21 protein-coding genes are annotated in these 18,772 nt (G+C 62.6%); 11 read left to right on the top strand and 10 right to left on the bottom strand.

Features of this window, described 5'->3' with window-relative positions:
• Positions 1-41: 41 nt before the first annotated feature.
• Both C4S73_RS18140 and C4S73_RS18135 read right to left on the bottom strand, forming a co-directional pair.
• Positions 42-1,505 carry an amidase family protein gene (locus C4S73_RS18140; protein WP_103873906.1) on the bottom strand — a complete coding sequence of 488 codons (1,464 nt, stop codon included), beginning with the start codon at positions 1,503-1,505 and terminating at the stop codon, positions 42-44.
• Positions 1,505-1,981: a MarR family winged helix-turn-helix transcriptional regulator gene (locus C4S73_RS18135; RefSeq protein WP_103873905.1), complete on the bottom strand. Its 477-nt coding sequence runs from the start codon at positions 1,979-1,981 to the stop codon at positions 1,505-1,507. The genes C4S73_RS18140 and C4S73_RS18135 overlap by 1 nt, the downstream gene beginning before the upstream one ends.
• 185 nt (positions 1,982-2,166) lie before the next feature.
• Here C4S73_RS18135 and C4S73_RS18130 point away from each other — a divergent pair, with 185 nt between their 5' ends.
• From C4S73_RS18130 to C4S73_RS18110, 5 genes are all read left to right on the top strand, one after another.
• On the top strand, positions 2,167-3,795 hold the full coding sequence (locus tag C4S73_RS18130) for a long-chain-fatty-acid--CoA ligase (protein WP_103873969.1): 1,629 nt from the start codon (positions 2,167-2,169) through the stop codon (positions 3,793-3,795).
• 173 nt (positions 3,796-3,968) lie between these two features.
• A complete protein-coding gene (locus C4S73_RS18125; protein ID WP_146071403.1) occupies positions 3,969-5,273 on the top strand; it encodes a TackOD1 domain-containing metal-binding protein in 1,305 nt (434 codons plus the stop codon).
• A 2-nt stretch (positions 5,274-5,275) separates the two neighbouring features.
• Positions 5,276-6,571 carry a glycosyltransferase family 2 protein gene (locus C4S73_RS18120; protein ID WP_103873903.1) on the top strand — a complete coding sequence of 432 codons (1,296 nt, stop codon included), beginning with the start codon at positions 5,276-5,278 and terminating at the stop codon, positions 6,569-6,571.
• Between the two features lies 1 nt (position 6,572).
• A complete protein-coding gene (locus C4S73_RS18115) occupies positions 6,573-7,580 on the top strand; it encodes an HlyD family secretion protein (protein WP_160115826.1) in 1,008 nt (335 codons plus the stop codon).
• Between the two features lie 201 nt (positions 7,581-7,781).
• Positions 7,782-8,558 carry a DUF1499 domain-containing protein gene (locus tag C4S73_RS18110; protein ID WP_103873901.1) on the top strand — a complete coding sequence of 259 codons (777 nt, stop codon included), beginning with the start codon at positions 7,782-7,784 and terminating at the stop codon, positions 8,556-8,558.
• 3 nt (positions 8,559-8,561) lie between these two features.
• Here C4S73_RS18110 and C4S73_RS18105 read toward each other — a convergent pair whose 3' ends face one another.
• Positions 8,562-9,476: an MBL fold metallo-hydrolase gene (locus tag C4S73_RS18105; RefSeq protein WP_103873900.1), complete on the bottom strand. Its 915-nt coding sequence runs from the start codon at positions 9,474-9,476 to the stop codon at positions 8,562-8,564.
• 194 nt (positions 9,477-9,670) lie between these two features.
• On the opposite strand from C4S73_RS18105, the gene C4S73_RS18100 reads away from it, so the two are divergent.
• Positions 9,671-10,297, top strand: coding sequence for a biotin transporter BioY (locus C4S73_RS18100; RefSeq protein ID WP_103873899.1), 627 nt, complete (start codon positions 9,671-9,673; stop codon positions 10,295-10,297).
• A gap of 166 nt (positions 10,298-10,463) precedes the next feature.
• Here C4S73_RS18100 and C4S73_RS28945 read toward each other — a convergent pair whose 3' ends face one another.
• The 7 genes from C4S73_RS28945 to C4S73_RS18070 form a co-directional block, all read right to left on the bottom strand.
• On the bottom strand, positions 10,464-10,589 hold the full coding sequence (locus C4S73_RS28945; RefSeq protein WP_280177612.1) for a hypothetical protein: 126 nt from the start codon (positions 10,587-10,589) through the stop codon (positions 10,464-10,466).
• A gap of 208 nt (positions 10,590-10,797) precedes the next feature.
• Positions 10,798-11,865 carry a site-specific integrase gene (locus tag C4S73_RS18095; RefSeq protein WP_244595648.1) on the bottom strand — a complete coding sequence of 356 codons (1,068 nt, stop codon included), beginning with the start codon at positions 11,863-11,865 and terminating at the stop codon, positions 10,798-10,800.
• Positions 11,866-12,205: 340 nt separating this feature from the next.
• The gene (locus C4S73_RS18090; protein WP_146071401.1) at positions 12,206-12,745 is read right to left on the bottom strand and encodes a hypothetical protein; all 540 of its coding nucleotides are present in this window, start codon (positions 12,743-12,745) and stop codon (positions 12,206-12,208) included.
• A gap of 385 nt (positions 12,746-13,130) precedes the next feature.
• Positions 13,131-13,409 (bottom strand): hypothetical protein, encoded by a 279-nt coding sequence (locus tag C4S73_RS18085; RefSeq protein ID WP_103873896.1) that lies wholly within the window; start codon positions 13,407-13,409, stop codon positions 13,131-13,133.
• Positions 13,406-13,783 carry a hypothetical protein gene (locus C4S73_RS18080; protein ID WP_103873895.1) on the bottom strand — a complete coding sequence of 126 codons (378 nt, stop codon included), beginning with the start codon at positions 13,781-13,783 and terminating at the stop codon, positions 13,406-13,408. Before C4S73_RS18080 ends, C4S73_RS18085 begins: the two co-directional genes overlap by 4 nt.
• A complete protein-coding gene (locus C4S73_RS18075; protein WP_146071400.1) occupies positions 13,780-14,151 on the bottom strand; it encodes a hypothetical protein in 372 nt (123 codons plus the stop codon). Before C4S73_RS18075 ends, C4S73_RS18080 begins: the two co-directional genes overlap by 4 nt.
• A gap of 69 nt (positions 14,152-14,220) precedes the next feature.
• Positions 14,221-14,838 (bottom strand): helix-turn-helix domain-containing protein, encoded by a 618-nt coding sequence (locus C4S73_RS18070; protein ID WP_160115825.1) that lies wholly within the window; start codon positions 14,836-14,838, stop codon positions 14,221-14,223.
• A gap of 423 nt (positions 14,839-15,261) precedes the next feature.
• On the opposite strand from C4S73_RS18070, the gene C4S73_RS18060 reads away from it, so the two are divergent.
• The 5 genes from C4S73_RS18060 to nusG are packed head-to-tail and all read left to right on the top strand — an operon-like array spanning position 15,262 to position 18,695.
• Positions 15,262-15,486, top strand: coding sequence for a hypothetical protein (locus tag C4S73_RS18060; RefSeq protein WP_103873892.1), 225 nt, complete (start codon positions 15,262-15,264; stop codon positions 15,484-15,486).
• Positions 15,486-16,916 carry a replicative DNA helicase gene (locus C4S73_RS18055; RefSeq protein WP_103873891.1) on the top strand — a complete coding sequence of 477 codons (1,431 nt, stop codon included), beginning with the start codon at positions 15,486-15,488 and terminating at the stop codon, positions 16,914-16,916. The genes C4S73_RS18060 and C4S73_RS18055 overlap by 1 nt, the downstream gene beginning before the upstream one ends.
• The gene (locus C4S73_RS18050; RefSeq protein ID WP_103873890.1) at positions 16,913-17,842 is read left to right on the top strand and encodes a hypothetical protein; all 930 of its coding nucleotides are present in this window, start codon (positions 16,913-16,915) and stop codon (positions 17,840-17,842) included. The genes C4S73_RS18055 and C4S73_RS18050 overlap by 4 nt, the downstream gene beginning before the upstream one ends.
• On the top strand, positions 17,839-18,048 hold the full coding sequence (locus tag C4S73_RS18045; protein WP_103873889.1) for a hypothetical protein: 210 nt from the start codon (positions 17,839-17,841) through the stop codon (positions 18,046-18,048). The genes C4S73_RS18050 and C4S73_RS18045 overlap by 4 nt, the downstream gene beginning before the upstream one ends.
• Positions 18,045-18,695: a transcription termination/antitermination protein NusG gene (gene nusG / locus C4S73_RS18040; RefSeq protein ID WP_103873888.1), complete on the top strand. Its 651-nt coding sequence runs from the start codon at positions 18,045-18,047 to the stop codon at positions 18,693-18,695. The genes C4S73_RS18045 and nusG overlap by 4 nt, the downstream gene beginning before the upstream one ends.
• The last annotated feature ends 77 nt before the right edge of the window (positions 18,696-18,772 follow it).

Raw genomic sequence — 18,772 nt, 5'->3', positions numbered from 1 at the left:
GCGCAGGACGGCGCTGCGGCGCAGACTCTGCGACGCGGTGCTCAGTCCTCAGCGAGCGCGGGGGCGGTGAAGCCGCAACCGGCCTGTTCGAGCATGGCGCCGACGGCGATGGCGGTACGGTCCTCAGCCATCGGCGCGACGATCTGCACGCCCAGCGGGAGCCCTGACATCGAGCGCCTGACCGGGGCGCTCAGAGCCGGTAGGTCGGCGCCGGTGGCGAGCGAGGCCCAGAGCAGGAAGTCGAGATAGGGGCGCGGCTCGCCGTTCACCATCAGCCGCCTTGCATGAATGTCGGGGCTGTGATCATGCGGAATCGCCGCGACCGGGGCAGGCGGGCAGAGCAGTACGTCATGGTTCTGGAAGAAGCGCGCCCATTGCCGTTTCAGCGCGATGCGCCGCTGCGAGATTTGCTGATAGAGGCCGGGCGTCATGCGCGCGCCACGGGCCTGCAGCGACTGATGCGAGAGGTCGTTGGTGCTGAAACCGGCCGCCTGCGCCTGGATGCGGGCTCTCACCTTCGGCGGCAGGCCATAGGCGACGACCGCATGGTTCAGCAGGGCGTAGACCTCGAAGGCCTCGGCGAAGCGGATCGACGGACGGGCGGTTTCGCTGACGATCGCGCCGGCATCGGCCAACCGGCGCGCCGCCTCGCGCACCGCGGCTGAGACCTCGGCATCAACGGGCGCGAAGGCATCATCGGCCCAGAGCGCGACGCGCAGACCGCGTGCGCTGGTCGCGCGTGGCGGCACCAGTTCGGGTCCGGGCAGGGCGGCATCGCGCGGGCCTGCGAGGACGGCCAGGATCAGATCAAGATCTTCGGCTGCCCGCGTGATCGGACCGGCGACCATCAGGTCGACATTGCGCGGCGTGCGCCGCTCCGGTGGCGGCGGGATCGCGCCCCAGGTCGAGACCAGCCCCCAGCTCGTCTTGAGGCCGAAGACGCCGCAGGCATGGGCCGGCCAGCGGATCGAGCCGCCGAGATCGGAGCCGAGCTCGAAGGCGCTCATGCCGGTTGCGACCGCAGCGGCTGCGCCACCCGATGAGCCGCCAGGCGAATGGGCGGCGCTCCAGGGATTGTTGGTCACGCCATGGGCGGGGTTGTAGCTCTGGAAATCACCCGAAAAGACCGGGACGTTGCTCTTGCCGATGATCACGACGCCGGCTGCGCGCAGCCTTGCGACAGCAACGGCATCCTCCGTCGGCACGCGCTCGCGATAGGCCGGGAGGCCGCCCGAGGATGGCAGTCCGGCGACGTCATAGGCGTCCTTGATCGTGACCGGCAGCCCCTCAAGAGCGCGGGCCGTGCCACCAGTCAGCCTTGCATCGGAGGCTTGCGCCATCGCCCGCGCCGCCGCGCGATCCTGCGCGACGATCGCATTCAGGCCGGGATTGAGAGCGTCGATGCGGGCGAAGGTCGCCTCCAGCAATTCGGAGGCCGTGAAGCGCCGGGTGAGCAGGCCCTGCCGCAGCGATGTCGCTGACGCCGTCAGATCGATGGCTGGCATTACGACGCCGGATCCGCATCGACGGCCCGGGCGAAATCGCGCCAGAGCAGGACAAGCCGATCGAGTTCGGCGAGGTCGGGGCCGGGCATCTTGCCGAGTGTGCTGGCCACGAAGTCGCGCTGCGTCCTGATCCCGGCTTCGGCCAGCCGGCGGCCTTCCGGCGTCAGATGCATGGCGTAGGAGCGCCGGTCGCCGGCAATGGCGCGGCGCTCGACGAGGCCGGCCTGGACCAGCCGGTCGACGAGGCCGGAGACATTGCCCTTGGTGACGTAGAGGCGTTCCGCGAGTTCGCTCTGGCTGATGCCCTCGCGCTCGGTCAGCGTCGAGAGCAGGTCGAATTGCGGAATCGAGAGGCCGAGCGTGCGGATGCGGGCCGTCATCTGCAGGAGCATGCGCTGATGCAGCCGCATGAAGCGGAACCAGACCCGGTCCGGCTCCGCGGCTTCGATCTGTGGCGCGACTTTCGGTGCGGACATCGCCTCATCCCCCCGGATTTGATGGATCAGACCTAAACCAACTCGCAAGGCGGTGCGAGCCTTTCGTCGCGCCGCCCGGCGCAGTTTCCAGCTTCTCCCATAAGCCTATGGCTGATTGCTTTCCCATCGCGCCCGCCTGCGTCTATCGTCCTGACAACAAGACAGGACGTTCGGGAGAAACGCGCATGCTCGGCCTGATGCAGGACTGGCCCCTTCTGCTGCACCGGATCATCGATCACGCGGCGATCCAGCATGGCACGCGCGAGGTCGTCAGCCGGGCGGTCGAGGATGGCAGCCTGCGCCGCACGACCTATGCGCGGGTGCGCCAGCGTAGCCTGCAAGTGGCGAAGCGGCTGGGCCGCGAGGGGATCGCGCTCGGCGACCGGGTTGCGACGCTGGCCTGGAACAGCGACCGCCATCTTGAACTCTGGTACGGCATCAGTGGCATCGGCGCGATCACGCATACGGTCAATCCGCGGCTCTTCCCCGAGCAGATCGCGGGGATCATCGACCATGCCGGCGACCGGATCCTGTTTCTCGACCTGACCTTCGTGGCGATGGTCGAGCAGATCCAGGACAAGCTGCCCAGCGTCGAGCGCTACATCATCCTGACCGACGCCTTCCACATGCCGGATACGACGCTCAAGGGCGCCGTGCCCTATGAGGACTGGCTGGCGGAGGCCGATGACGACTTCGCCTGGGCCGAGGTCGACGAGAACACGGCGGCGGGTCTCTGCTACACCTCGGGCACCACGGGCGGCCCCAAGGGCGTGCTCTACTCGCACCGCTCGAATGTGCTGCATGCGCTGGCCGTCGCTGCACCCGATTTCATGGGCCTGTCCTCGCGCGACACGGTGATGCCGGTGGTGCCGTTGTTCCACGCCAACAGCTGGTCACTGGCCTATTCCGCGCCGATGACCGGGGCCAAGCTCGTCATGCCCGGCGCGAAGCTCGACGGTCCCTCGCTGCATGCTTTGCTGGAAGGGGAGAGCGTCACCATGACGGCGGCGGTGCCGACCGTATGGCTTGGATTGCTGCAGCATCTCGAAGCCACCGGTGGCACGCTCACCAGCCTGAAACGCGTCGTCATCGGCGGTTCGGCCTGCCCGCGCGCCATGACGGAAGCCTTCGAGCGCAAATACGGCGTCACCGTCTCCCATGCCTGGGGCATGACGGAAATGAGCCCGCTCGGTTCGTTCTGCTCGGTCAAGCCGGTCTATGAGCATCTGGAGGGCGAGGCGCTCTACGATCTCAAGGTGAAGCAGGGTCATCCGCCCTTCACGGTCGAGTTCCGCATCACCGACGATGCCGGCAAGGACCAGCCCTGGGACGGCCAGACCTTCGGCCGGCTGAAGGCGCGTGGACCGGCCGTGGCAAAAGCCTATTTCCGGCGCGAGGACGAGCCAATTCTCGACGAACACGGCTTCTTCGATACCGGCGATGTCGCGACGCTGGATGCCGCCGGCTACATGCAGATCACCGATCGCTCCAAGGATGTGATCAAGTCTGGCGGGGAGTGGATCTCCTCCATCGACCTGGAGAACCTCGCGATCGGGCATCCCGATGTGGCTGAAGCCGCGGTGATCGGCGTGGCCCACCCGAAATGGGATGAGAGGCCGCTGCTTGTGATTGTGCCGAAGCCCGGCAAGACGCCCGGCAAGGACGAGATGCTCGCCTTCATGACCGGCAAGATCGCGAAATGGTGGCTACCTGACGATGTCGTGCTGGTCGAGGCGATCCCGCATACCGCCACTGGGAAGATCCAGAAGACGAAGCTGCGGGAGATGTTCAGGGATTATCGTCTCCCGGGCTGAGCGAGGCTCCTAGGCTGTCCGGGAGCGGGCTTGATCGAGTTCCCGCCCAATCCGCGGCCGCCTTATGGCCCATCACCATTGCGAAGTAACCCGGGAGAGTCGTCGCGCGGTGCGCGGCGGCCGTTATGATGCCGTCGGGGTCGTAGTTTTGCGTTTTCCGCATGGAGTTCGACATGCTCATGGGAGTAACCAGCGTCGCATTGGCTTCAACGCAAGAGCGAGCGTGTTTCCTTGCGTATCCGAGGCTGCACGATGGATACGATTTCCCTCAAGGGTGGAAACCGTCCGGACAGGGGGACGGGGTCGATGCGGTGATTTTGACGACTGTGGTCCCGGACCACGCCCTCAAAATTGTCCTGAACAACATCAGAGACCCGCTTGTCCCGATCGTAAGCTTCGCAGCCGACGATCGGCAGTGCGTCGATGCGGCGGGGCAGGGGGACCAGTTTGCCTGGACGCGGGCCTATGCGATCCAGGCGCGATTGCGTGAACTGCCACCCTCGATCCGCCACAGCACGCAACCGGAAGACATATTGCTCGCCCGAATGTATTCGCGAGACCAAGGTCTGGATGCCCTATACGACTCATCGTGCCGTGGTCTGGTTCGCTACCCGGTTGCCGGACCGCTGGATAACGTATCAGAAGTCGCGACGGGCCTCTTCGACAAAGGGTTTCTGGTCCGCAGTTTCTTCGACCGGATTCATTGCTGTCCCCAATGTCGCTCCGGGCATCTATCGGTTCGGGAAGAGTGCCATTCTTGCCGGTCGCCTAATATTCGCGAAGAGGTCGTCGTCCATCATTTCCAATGTGCTCATGAAGCTCCGGAGTCACAATTTCGGACTGGCTCCGGCTTCGAATGCCCAAAATGCGCACGGCCGTTGCGGCACATCGGCCTTGATTACGACAAGCCCGGGTCGATCACGCGATGTCATGATTGCGGATCAATAAACGACAAGCCAACTGTCGGGTTTAAATGTATCGATTGTGGCGCTCACTATGCAGCCGATCAAGTTCCGGCCAAGACATGGTACTCGTACAATCTGACACCTTCAGCCATACATAGAATTTTTCAGGATGATTACGCGTCAATATCTTTTCAGGGAGGAAAGGAGAGTAGTTTTCAGATTCTTCTCGATCACGCGCAACGAGAACAACGAGAATTCGGGTCTCCTTATCAGGTTGCCAGCATAACATTCGCGCAGCGGGATACGATCGCCGCCGAAAACATCCGGCTCTGGGAGCAGAGCATGCTTCTCATGAGCGATGTCCTGCGCAGTGCTCTTCGCGAGGTGGACGCTGTGCAGGAGCGCCCCAATGGCATTCTTGTCCTGATGCCGAGAACCGACGCGGAAGGGGCCAGACGTGCCATGGAACAGCTATCCAGCCGGATCATGTCTGTTCTGAAAATAGATCCCGGTTTTCAGTACACGCTTGTCGACGATTCCACGGCTCGAAGCATCCATGACCGGGCAGCCTAGGTATGACTGACCTGGACACTCCCCTGGTGATGCTTGGTCAGTTCGACTGGGCTAGCTGGCTCGCGATGTTCTGGTTCATGATCTTGCTGGAGATTCCCCGATACACACTTTCAGGAGTGGCCATATTTATTTCCAGCTTCAGAAGAAAATTCTCGCTGACGGCCGCCGAGAAGAAATCTCTGGATCAGCTGAAGATTAGCGTGGTGATAGCAGGGCATAACGAGGCCGATGCGATCGAGAAGTGCCTAGGGTCCCTTGATGAGCAAACCCGACGGATTGACGAAATTATCTTTATTGACGACGGCTCTACCGATGGCATGCGGGAGATCATAAATAAATACTGTCAGCTGGGGCGGATCGATATCGCTCTGTCAAATCAAGTTCGAAGTGGCAAGGCTGCTTCATGCAATTTGGGTTTTACGATTGCGAAAGGCGATATCATCGTCAATCTTGACGCTGACTGCTCTTATGACTGCGACGCAATCGAAAAACTCATCGAGCCCTTCATAGACCCGCGAGTGGGCGCCACAACCGGTGCGCTGGGCGTGCGCAACTTCAACTGTTCGGCCGTGACTGCCCATCAGGCGATTGAGTACATTGTCTCGATCGGCATGGGCAAACGCGCGCTTGATATGCTCAACATGGTGGTCTGCGCGTCGGGCGCCTTTGGCGCGTTTCGACGCGAGGCCATCAATCAGGTCGGCCTTCTCGCTCCTGGGCCGGGCGAAGATTTCGATGTCACCATGCGGCTGCGACGGTGTGGCTGGGAGATCAGATTTGCTGCGGATTCGTGGTGCTTCACGGACACTCCCGCGACTTTGGGGGCGATAATCCGGCAGCGGCGTCGCTGGGATCGGGACACGATACGCATCCGCATGCGCAAATTTCGCGACGTGTTCAGCCCGGGTCGTCGAAGGTTCAGCCTGCTTGAGACGTTTGAACAGGTGGAGTGGCTGATCCTGAATGTGCTCGTGACATTCGTGTTTCCGATCTATGTTGCATGGCTATTTCTAATTTTCGGTGGCGGAGCTCTATATATATTGAGCTGTGTTGCCATTGTTTATCTTGTCCTGGATGCGATCGGATTCTTTATGGCGCTGGCAATTTGTCGGCGTTACGATTCAAGTATGGTTTTTGTCATTCTGCCGTATCTGCTCACGTTCGGGCTATACAACGGGATATTTATGCGGTGCGTGCGGCTTTACGCATATTATGAAGAATGGATCTACCGCGCCTCGACGCTCGACTCTTACTCGCCCTTGCGGGTCTCTCGCCAAGCCCACCGTGTGCGGGGATGACATGATCACTCAATTGCATGAACATAAACGCGCCGACAGGTTCCTGAACGATGTTCGGGCCAATCAGAAAGCTCGACGAAATTTGGGTCGTTATTTCTATGTTGCCGCTTTGGCTGGCGTTTTTATTTATCTAAGCAATATTTTCTTTGGTCATCTTCTGTGGTTGCGGGCGGAAGGCCTTGTCGTATCCGATTACGTTATCGTGGCGTCTCCCTACGCTGTTCAGGTAACGAAGATGATGGTGCAGCCGGGGCAGCAGGTGAAGCAGGGTGCTGTCCTGGCCAAAGTCAGCTCCCCACAGATCATGGAAGCCATGGCAACGCTCACGTCCAAGGCGGCGGAGACGACAGCTCGGCAGGCTGAGCTTGCAATCAAGCTGGAGGTTGCCAATGCGGTCCTGAAAACGGCAGATGAGCGTCTCAAGGAGACCGAGGCGCAACTTCGAAAGGTCAATACATCCCGCGCATCTCTGGGGTTCGTTTCGGATGCGTTCGCAGCGAATGTCCAAAAAGATCGCTATTTTGCGATGCAGGAGAAGGTCTCGCGCGAGGCCGAACGCCATGGTGCCATTCAACAACTTGCGCAGCTGGATGTGTCGTTGGAAGAGGCCCGGGCGGCTTTGGCCCAGTTGCGCCTCAGTTACAACAATGGCGTCATCGAGGCTCCCTCTGATGGAACGGTCGGATCGAAGACCGCTATTCAAGGGGACGTCCTCAGACCCGGCGACAACCTGATGCAATTGTTCGTCGGGAAGAAATATGCTTTGGTATACCTCGAAACCGGAGCGTTGTACGAAGTCAAATTGGGAGATCGCGTAAACGTCGCCGATGGATTCAAGCAGACGATGGGCGCAATCTCCGAGATACAGCCTCTTACCGTACCGCTCCCCGCAGAATTTCAGCGTGCATTTCGCCCGCCTTCCCGAGGGCAGGTGGCAAAAATCGAACTTGAAACAGAAGTGATATTCCCGATGGCATCAAAGGTCTCGGTTTCAGGTCGATTCTGGTGAGGAACCCCGCCAGCTCCAATAGCTTTGGCGAGCTGTGAGTTTCGAGAGCACCGAGAGAACACCGAGCTTGAGTGGTTCACGACGTCGGGGATGACGCCCGCTCGATGAAGGGTGCGGTTGCCGCCGCCGCTCTTGTCTTCTCGCCGCTCTTGCCTTCCGGCCGCTCTTGCCTTCTGCCGGCTACGGGATCACCTATGCGCGATGCACCGTCGTCTCGTCTTCGAGGAGCCCGTGTCACGCGCCGCGCTGTGGAGCCGGCGGCTGGCCTGGTTTGCGCTTGCGGTGCTGCTGCTTTCGGTTCTGGCGTTCCGGATGGGCGAGCCTAGCGTCGAGGGGCTGGCCCCGATCATCGGCGCCTATGGCTTCGTCATCCTCGCCTTGCTGCTGGCCCTGACTGCCTTCGCGCGAATCTGGCAGGCGGGTCACCGCGGCGTCGGCATGGCCTCGACTGCGTTCCTGCTCTCGCTGCTGCTGCTTGCTCCTGCGCTTTATGCCGGTTTCAAGTTCGTGACCCTGCCGACGCTCAGCGACGTCTCGACCGATATCGACGACCCGCCCGGTTTCAGCCGGTCGCGCGTGGCGCTCGATGCGCGCAAGGGCCGCGTGCCGCCCGATGTTCCCGCCGAGCAGCGGCGCGCCCAGCGACAGGCTTATCCCAAGGCGGTGCCGATCGTGCTTGAGGTTCCCGCCGAGATGGCATTCGACATCGCGCGCCGGGCGGCTGTCGGTGTCGGCTGGCAGGTGCTCGAATCGTCGCGGCCGGGCGGGCGCAGCGGGGCAGGGCGGATCGAGGCGGTGGCGCGCAGCCGCATCCTGCGCATCTCCGAAGACATCGCCATCCGTGTGCGGCCCCGCGCGGATGGTAGCCGCATCGACATTCGCTCGGCCTCGCGGATCGGCAGCCACGACCTCGGCGCCAACGCCGCGCGGATCGCGGCGTTCATGGCGGAGGTCGATCTTCTCGTCGATGCGCGCTGAGCCTCAGACGAGCTGGAAACGGCTCGCCAGCAACGGCAGGGGATCGTCGGACGCAACGATGCCGCGCAGGACAAGATCCTCAAGCTGAGCGAGGACCGAGAGCGAGGCCGCGCCGTGCAGTGCGACCGGCAGGCCCTGATAGATCGCGGGCACCATGGCGGCGATGGTCTCGTCGCCTGCGCCGAGCCGGCTGAGGATGGCGGCCTCGCGCAGGCGGCGGTGCTGGGCGAGCCCGCGCAGGAAACGCTGCGGCTCGGTGACGGGGCCGCCATGGCCCGGCCAGTACAGCGCGTGATCCATGCCGCGCAGCTTGTCGATCGAGGCCATATAGGCGGCCATCGAACCGTCCGGCGGGGCAACGATCGATGTCGACCAAGCCATGACGTGATCGCCCGAGAACAGTGTCGCTTCCTCAGGCAGCGTGAAGGCGACATGGTTTGCAGTGTGGCCGGGCGTGTCGACCGCCTGCAGCGTCCAGCCCGGCATCGCAATCGCGTCCCCGTCGCCCATCAGCAGTTCGGGCGCGTAGTCGCGGTCGGCGGCGGCATCGAGCCGGTTGATCTCGCCCAGCGCCAGTTCGCGGGCGGCGCGATGCGGGCCGCAGCCGGCGACGATCGCGCCTGTCGCCGCCTTGATAGCGGGCACGGCCGGCGAGTGATCGCGATGGGTATGCGTCACCAGGATATGGCTGACGGTTTCGCCCTGCACGGCCGCGAGCAGCTGCGCGATATGGGCGGGATCGTCCGGGCCCGGATCGATGATCGCGACCGTGCCGCGGCCGACGATATAGCTGCAGGTCCCGGTGAAGGTCATCGGCCCGCCATTGCCGGCTATGACGCGCCGGACCAGGGGCGAAAGCTGCGCGACCTCTCCCGTCGGTGTCGTTGCCGCCCGGTCGAATTCGATCTCGTCGCTCATGTCGTGCCGCTCATCTCTCGTCGCCCATGCTTCGTCGCCCATCCTTGGCCGACCATCCTTCGCTGACTTGGGCCAGTCCGCAATCGCCTCAGCCCGTTCGCGCGGATGCCGCGCGGCTTGTCGGGCTTTGGCGCATTTCCTATAGACGGAAAAGACGGTCGCGCTGCGGCCCCGGGAAACAGGACGATATGCCCATGGCCGATATGCTCCCTCTTCAAGCCTCGACCCTTGCCAGCGCCGCCCTCCCTGCCGTCTCGCAGCCGCGCGCGGCGCTGCTGCGCAATATCGGCCTTGCGATTGCCGGCAGCCTGCTGCTGGTGCTGGCTGCCAAGATCAAGGTGCCGTTCTGGCCGGTGCCGATGACGCTGCAGACGCTCGCCGTGCTGGGCCTGGGCGCAGCCTATGGCTCGCGGCTGGGGGCGGCGACGATTGCGCTCTACATCGCTTACGGCCTTGCCGGCCTGCCGGTCTTCACCAACACGCCGCCGCTCGCTGCCGGCCCGCTCTATCTCGTCGGCCCGACCGGCGGCTTCCTGGTTGGATTCGTGGTGGCTGCGGCCGTTGCCGGCTGGGCTGCGGCGCGCGGCGCCTCGACGCTGCGGTTGATCGGCGGTCTCATCGCCGCCGAGGCGATCATGCTCGCCCTGGGCTGCCTGTGGCTTGCGCTCGGCGCGCAGATGGCGGGCGGCGTGACCGGTGTCGGCTTCGCCAAGGCCTTCGCCTATGGCGTGCAGCCCTTCCTGCTCGGCGATGCGCTGAAGGTGGCGCTGGCGGCCTGCTTCGCGGGGTTCGGCTGGTCGGTTCTCGACCGCCGCAGCTGAGCGGTCCTCGCAATCGCGATTGAGACGGGCCGGGGCGATCACCCCGGCCTTTTTCTTGGCGGGATGCATGCGCGGATAAGCCCTGTCGATTGATTGAAGAGCGCGCGTCAGCTCGCGCTGCAGGTCTTCAGTTCGCGCTACAGGTCTTCAGGTCGCGCTGCAGGTCTCAGCTGGCACTACAGGTCTTGGGCGCGGGCGGGCCGAAGAACGGGCCGAAATTGCCGCATTTGTCGCAGCCCGCGAGGAACGTCGCCAAACCGAGAATCCCGATGAGCTGAAAGACGCGCTTCATGGACCGTTCCACCGATGTCGTTGGGGGGCATGCTAGCGGGCGTCGCGGGCGATAGCCACCGCTGAAACACCCGGCTGAGCTTTGGCGCGCAAAATGCGGGAAGCGCCAAAGCCTTTAAACCAGTGGTCGGAGTGGCAGGATTTTGAACCTGCGACCCCCTCGTCCCGAACGCCCACTAGGCCAAAAATGGTGCGCGCGTTTGCTGATTTCATTGGGCTTTCGGCAACGATCGTTCCTGTTCGGTTCCATCGTTTCTGTCCGTTTCTGTCCGGCGTTCTCTCTTCGGCCTCATCGCGACAGCAGCAGCGGCGGCCCGATTATGGGTCGGGTGATGATGCCCGTAGACCTCCAAAAGAATTTCAAGCGACATGCCCAGCATGCCAGCAAGGGCGTAGGGTTCGGCGCCGTTCTGCATGCCCCAGGTGGCCGCCGTGTGGCGGAGGATATGGGGCGTCACGTCAGGACCGAGGCCGGCCGCGTCCCTGACAGCCCGGAATGCCTTGTGGACACGCTCGACCGGCTTGCCGTTCCACTCGACCACGAAGCTCTTGGACAAACCCTTGGCCTCCCAACGGCGGAGGTGAGCGAGGAGGCGGCTATCCAGGCCGACCGGCGGGGTGCGCTTCTTCGTCTCGCGGACACCATTCGCGCGCCGGTAGAACAGGCCGCGCTCGACATCGACGTACGCATGCCCAACCGTTGGACGGATAGCGGCGGCGCAAACGGCCCCGGCGCGGGTGCCAGTGTACAGGCCAATAAGGATGAAGCGCGCAACATGGCGCGCGGTGTAACGCTCCGTCTCAAGGGCCGGTCCGCCGTTATGTCCGCGACCACGCTTCTGCTTTTCGCGCAGCCGCCAAGCGGCCCATAGCAATCGCGCAACTTCTGATCTCGTAAGCCAACGCTCTCGTGCCGCACCTGGCGGCGGCAGCGTAACGGGGATCGGGTTCGGGAGGATGCGCTCTTTCCAAGCGAGGCGGAGAGCTGCCCGGAGGTCTTCAAGCTCTCGACGGGCGGCGCCGTTACCGCGCTCTATGGCGTAGTCACGACATGTGCTCGGGCGCACCTCGGAGCAACGCTTCGTTTTCCACCAACCAAGCAGACGTGCGACGCGATTTCGGACTTCCGCAGGCCGTGCCTGCTCCTCGGCGCGCTGATCTAGGTAGAACGCGAGGATGTCGGCAATCAGCGGGTCGTCGGATTGGATCTTGGCCGCAGCGGCAGGATCGTGCTTTTCGACGAGATATCGGCGGAGCGCGTCTTCTGCGGCTGACATCTCATCAGGGCCGCAGCCAGTGCGATATTTTCGCCCTCCATCGCGGATGACCCAGACTGCGGGGTCGAGGACGCCTGCCTTGCTCCGGCTCGCGGGCTGGAGATAGAGGCGGGGGCCTTTCGTTGGGCGCGACATAAGCTCACCATTTCTGAGATGGCTGCAAGGGAGGTGTACTCCTTACCCGCCGTCCGCCAGGTTTCAAGGCGGCCGGTCTGTCGTTCCCGCCGCAGGCCTGATTCAGTCATCGAACCATCGGGGAAGGCAAGCGCCGCCGCAACCGACAGGCGAAGGGGAGTGTCTGGAAGCACACTCGCGCGGTCGATTTTGGCGACGCCCATTCTCAGTAGATGCCCATCAGTTGGCCGCGCGTAGCGCCTTCACACACCACCGCGTCGAGTGAGACGGTGTCGAATTTGGAGAACTGCTTGTAGTGTTCCGAAATGATCGTTTTGGCGTGCTCCGGCTGAACGCGCTTGGGAAAGCGCCCTTCATACACAGCGACGACCAACGCGCTGAAGACGTCATCTCGAACATCGCGCGGCAAAGTGCGCGGGATTGCTGCATGACATCTGTCCATCAACTTGTGCTGGTCGGTCCGGTTAATTCCAAATTTGCTTATCCGCCATCGCCGCCGACGAGCCGCCGCTTTCTCCGGGTGCTTATGATATTGCTTCCGCGACGACGCTCGAATGTACTCGGGATTGGCAGCCGCCCACTTCTTCTTTGAAGCGGCAACCTCCTCCGGCTTTTCGGCGCGGCGCCGCGCCATATATTCGCGCTTAGTTGCGCGTGCGCGTTCAAGATTTGCCGCTCTCCAGAGCCGGTGTTTTTGTCGAGCACGCTCGACTTTTTCTTCCTCGGTTAGCTTCACTCTCGGCATCATCAATCTCCCTTGGAAACTGGCGGCCCTGATCGACCAGCCGGCCTATCAGGGCGACATTTTTGCCAATAATTTCGAGGCGGTACGCTGCATGGCCGAAGTCGAACGCCGCACGCGTCGATACTGACTTCACAAAATGCCGGGTTAAGTCGCAGCCATTTCTTTGGACGCAAACCTGACGCGTGTGTCCGCCGTCTGCGAATGGCCATGCGGACTGATTCGCAGAGCAACTGACCCTGTTTATATTGTCCGCCGGCTTGGGTCGCTCCAATTCGATCTGTGAATTTGATGACGGAGTTTTTCTCGCGGTCCAGGCGGCGTGGAGCCCGGTATCGCTGGACAAGGTTGGCGAGCGGATCGCCCAAGATCGCGGCAATCGCATCGCTCATAACGCCCTCCCGATGGCAGGACGCTGGATGCGGCGGAACGGGCCGGGCTTTGCCTTGGGAGCGTGGCGCGCCAGTCGGGCGCACTGCGTCAATTCATCGGCATATTCGATGCACGCTTCGCAGATGGTTTTCCGCTGGTGCTGGATGCTGATGACCCGGCCGGTCCAGAACTGACTGGCGACGTCTTCGTCAGAGCCGCAGAACGAACAGACAGTTCCAGGAAGCCGGGCGCTGATGCGCTGGGATGGCGGAGGGGGAAAGCGCCAGAAGCTCATGACCGCCCCCCGATCGTTAGCTTTGGGAAGCTCCGAGTCTGGTCGACCGCACGGCCGAGAATGTGAACGAACTTGCCGAAGTCCCGGCGCTCAAAAGTGAACGCGTCATTGATGGTGAAGGCCTCTTTCGGGTCGCCTTTGGGCGTGAACCGACCGTCCCCATCACGTCCCGTGCTCTTCAAGCGAACAAGGCGTGGCAAACCGTGATCGAGGGCGACAACGGCGAGAAAGTTGTCTTCTGTCACGCTCTCGATTGGTTCGACTAAGAGCGTTTCGTCGGCGTACTCGACGAAAGCGCCAGTGCAGCGGATGGGGTCAGTGGCCGCCTGGATGTAGAAGCTGGGGCGCTCGTCGCGCGCAGTTGAAGCGCTCATGACGCCACCTGCTGGCGCGAAGCATGTTGCCCCTGCTCGAAGCCAGCAAAATAGAGCCTGTCCAGGTCGCGGGCGAGATCCCCAACATGGCTGATCGCGTAGATCAAACCGTCCCATTGGTCTTTGGTCAGATCGAAGCGGCGAAGATCGTCGTTGCCGGCGACCATGTCTGGATTTTCCAGCGCGTCGTCCCGCATCGTCTCCAGCAGGATCGACGCGTACCGAAGGTTGGGGATAGAATATTCAAGCTTGCGATAGGCGTCAGCGAGGGCCTTCTCGAAGGCCGGGCACCGCCCCATAGCTGCGACGATAGGAGCGTGGCCCGGGTGGGCTCTCACGTTCTGAGGATTGGCATCGGGTTGCGACATGGCTGCTCTCCGGGTGAACCGTGAGACCATATAGCCGGATCGGGTTAGACACGCAAGCTCGAATTAACCCTAATCGGCTATATCCGTCGTAAGCGACGGAACCGCCCATTTAGCTTCAACCGCTATGCCAAGCTGTTTAGCGCGCAGTCCCTTGCGTGGCCGTCCGGTAGGGGTACTGAGCGTGAGGCCTTTTGCGGTGAGATCACCCAGAAACCCCACGAGACTTTCCCCCTCCATGGTCTGAAGGTGGCACATTCGCCCGACGCCAAGGGCGTAATCATCAGGGCCGACCCATACAAAGCGGATCATATCGTGCTCCGCAAAAAACGGATAAAGGGCATCGCCTTCGCACATAAGCCAGTAGGAATGCGGGTCGTCGTGACCGTCCGCAGGCAAAAGCACGGCATCCCGCATGTCTCCGTCCAGCACGGATACTGTGCCGTCAGACATAATTTCACCTTCAACGACTACCTCTCGGCGCAGAGATTCCTGTTTAGGCAGCAGGTCCGCCATACTGGTCCCCAGCGCGTCGGCCAGGCGGCGCAGCCAATCCCCCGTAAGCTGCATCTTCCCGCGCTCCAGCTTGGATATCGTGATCCAATGGGCGCCGACCTTTTCGGCCAGATCCTGCTGACTGAGCTTCGCCCTCTTGCGGACTTCTCCGACCCTGTTTGGCTGATCTGCCACTGAATAACCCTCCGATACGCAACTGACAGCTTTAGCCGATCCCACTGTGGGGGGAACTGCCGTAATGGCTATATTCACTTGCGACGCGCAGGGAAAGTCGATATAGCCGGATTGGTTTATTTTTGGTCGAAAGCGGAAAATGCTTCCCATTGAATGGCGAACCAAGGCTGGTCTTTCTCAGGAGCATGTCGCGAAGTGCATCGGCCTCGCAGGGCTGAACCCGGCGCGGACATGGAGCCGATACGAGCGGGGCGAGCGCCAGCCGCGCCCGGACGTCATCGCTGCGGTTGAGAAACTGAGCCGTGGCAAAATCAAAGCCAGCTCATGGGCGGACGCGCGAGCGGCCCATATCGAGAAATCGGCCTCCGCGCCCGCCCACGCACATGCAGGTGCGGGACGCGCCACGCGCGAGGACGTCGCACCATGATCGCAACCGTAACGAAGATTGCGGACGCGCCGGTCCCCGACCATGTGACCCGGCTTTGGAATGAATACGTCGCAGCGCAGAACCGCGCCAAAGAGACGTTGTCCATTCAGGACGGTCTGGCGGCCGGCAAGGCATGGGGCCGCTGGCTTCGCGTGTATGAAGGGCGCGAGCCTGCCATGGGGGGAGGCATCGCGCGCCTCTCAGACCGGAGGCGCACTTGATGCCTCCCGCCTCGGCGTCCGGCGAACAGCGGACGGAATGGGCGGCGAGCACGACTGAACTAGAAGCTGCACTGCTCGGCGGCGTTCTGATGACACCCGACAAGGCAGGCCCGGCATTGTCAGCCGGGCTTGAGGCCGTGCATTTCCTCGACGAAGGGCTTGGCCTTCTCTGGGAACGCATCAGGGCCGTGGCTATGCGCGGCGATGCCATCGACCTGCGGTCTGTGCTGCAAGGGGGCATCGGTACGATGTTCGGGGCTGGCGTGAGCTTCTATGAGGCGCAGGCGCAGCTTTTGGGGATTGCGGCGCATCCGGCAGTCTTTGGGCAATACGCTCGCAACATTAAGGCGAATTGGGCACTTCGGCGGATCGCTGACATGGGCGATAACGTCCGGTCTACCGCCCTGACAATGGACGCCATCCAGCTCGTCGAGCAAAGCCTGTCGCATCTCGATGAAGTCCGGGAGGTCACGCTAGACCGCAAGGGCACGCGCCGGGGCACGGCAGCAAGTATCGCGAAGACTTTGGCAACCGACGTCCGGGGCATGATGTCCGGCGATATCGTGCGGCCCCCTGGCACAGGCCTTGTGACACTCGACAGGCACTTGCCCAGCCGAGGGCTTGCGCCGGGCTCCCTGATCGTCCTGGCAGGCCGGACGGGCATGGGCAAGACGATGGTGGCGTCGTCGATCGCCGGCAAGGTCAGTCGCGCCGGCCACGGCGTGGCATTCTTTTCCCTAGAGGTGCCATCGTCGGAAATCATCGCGCGGATCATCGCCGAGCGGATCGGCGGCAAGTCGCCGTCCTATGGCGATATCCTTGCCGGCCATGTCGCCGAATCCGATCTCGACATGATCGAATGGGAGCGCGACCAGTTTGACGGCGTGCCGCTGCTCATTGACGACACGCCAGCCCTGAGCATCGCCGACATGATGGTCTCATGCCGCCGGGAAGCCGCACGGCTGGAGTGCGAGGGGAAGCGGCTCCGGTTGGTCGTCATCGACCATTGCCAAATCGTGAAGCCTCCTAATCGCTATCAGGGCAACCGCGTCAATGAGCTGGGCGAGATTGCCAACGGCGCAAAGGTGCTGGCGAAGCAACTCGGCTGTGCCGTCATCCTCGGTTGTCAGGTCAACCGCGCATCAGAGGGCCGCGACGAGAAGCGTCCGACGCTTGCGGACCTACGCGCCTCCGGCGAGATCGAGGAGGCTGCAGACGCCGTCCTGATGCTCTATCGTGAGGCCTATTACATCCTCAACTCCAAGAAATATCGCGACCGCGATGGCGAGGCCCTGAACGAATATCAGCGCACTCAGAACCTCGTCGAGATCGGTATCGAAAAGGCCCGGCAGGGCTCGACAGGGCGCGTCACGCTGTGGTGCGACCCGGCCCGCTCCATCGTCGTTGATATGATGGGAAACGCGGCATGAGTGAGCGAGGCGTCTTCGCTGTCGATCGCGGCATCTGGGAACACCCGACGCTTGCCGAGCCGGGGCCGTATTCGCTGCGCGAGGCGTGGATCTGGCTGTTGTCTCAGGCCGCTTGGAAGCCTCACCGCAAGCGCGTCGGATCGGCCACGATCGAGATCGGGCGCGGACAGGTCGCGCACTCCTATCGCTTCATTTCGGAGGCCTGGGGGTGGAAGCTGGGCAAGGTTCAGCGATTTTTGGGGCGTCTCAAAACCGATACGATGATCGATACGCGAAGCGATACAGGCGTGTTGGTCATAAGTATCTGTAATTATGACAAATATCAGCGCGTGAGCCTGCCCGGCGATACACCTAGCGATACGCCCGCCGATACACTTCCGATACACGACCGATACAAAGTAGAAGACAAGGAAAACAAGGAATTAGATAATACGTCCGATTTGGCAGGGAAATCGACAGAAGCAAAGCAGCCCATCGGAAAGCCTTCGAAGGCTGCAAGCGATGACGCATTCGAGCGGTTCCGGGCAGCTTATCCCAAGCGCAAGGGCGTCGATCCCCGCGCCAACGCGAAAAAGCGCTTCGATGCCAAGGTCAAGGGCGGAGCAGATCCCGAAAGGATAATCGCGGGCGCCAAGGCGTTTGCCGCCGCCGAGGCCAAGCGTGGCGCAGAGGGGACAGAGTTCATCCCGCATTCGGCGACGTGGTTGAACCGTGACGGCTGGGAAGATCACTTCGACGCGCCCGGCACTGTCGGCGCAACGGCCGCCGACGACGTCGAGAGCTGGCGCATCCCGGTCGCCAACTGGCGGAATGACCCGACGAGTTGGACCAGTCATGCATGGGGGCCGGCGCCCGGCGAGCCCGGCAGTGCCGTGTCGACGACCATCCTTGCGAAACTTGGCGTCGAAGCCCGGAGAGCAGCATGACCAGCAATACGACGACGTCCCCCACACCGGAGGAGCGCGCCAGCGCCCTTTGCGCGCAGCTCCGTATGCTCGGCTCACCTACCATCAGCACGCATCTGGGAGAGCGCCAGGGCGGCACGATCTTCTGGGAACGTGACGGCTGGCCTTTCGTAAAAGCGGCCATAGCCAAGGCATTTCGCGAGATAGAGGGTGCGCCGAGCAAATGAGCAGGGCGAAGAAATCAAAATGCCGTTCCCGCGTAGCTCGTGCTCGTGCCGCCCGCCGCGCCGCAGCGCTCGCGTCGCAGCAATCGAGGGAGGAGGTCGCGTCGGCGCCGGTCCTCGGTATAGTTGAAACGCGCGTCCCGGTTTCTTCTGATCTGGACACCGGTTTGGACTGGTATCTCGTCTACACGGCGCCGCGCCGCGAGGAGCATGTTCGCAAGGGGCTGGAGGAGGCCGGTTGGACCACGTTCCTGCCGCTGCTCCGTCGCATCAGCACGACTCGTCATCGACAGGTGGTATACGACGTCGCGACTTATCCCCGGTATTTGTTCGTGGCCGGCGTCCCCGATGGCGCCATTCGCGAAATAGACGGCGTGGTGGATGTCGTGCGGGATGGGCCTGCCTGGGCGCGGGTCAAGCCACATGAGATAGCGGCGATAGCGGCCTTCCAGAACGCGCCGCCGCCACCCCCGCAGAAGCGCAAGCCCGTTGACGTCAACGACTCCGTCAAGATCATGTCCGGCCCATTCATGGGATTTCACGCGACGGTGCGGGAGGTTCTTGGGCGGCAGGAAGCGGAATTGCTTGTGGGTATGTTCGGAGCCGAAACAACCGTGCGGATGAATATTGGACTTCTGGCCGCCGAATGAGTACAAATGATTTGCGGCTTACGCGTCTGGGTGCCCTTGCTTCGGCGGGCTGAGCGCCTCGCGCCCTGCGGCGTTGA

Origin of the sequence: Allobosea lathyri (assembly GCF_900108245.1) — a bacterium.
Taxonomy (GTDB): domain Bacteria; phylum Pseudomonadota; class Alphaproteobacteria; order Rhizobiales; family Beijerinckiaceae; genus Allobosea; species Allobosea lathyri.
The sequence above is the reverse complement of the archived record's forward strand: the minus strand, read 5'-3'. Positions and strand labels throughout refer to the sequence as shown.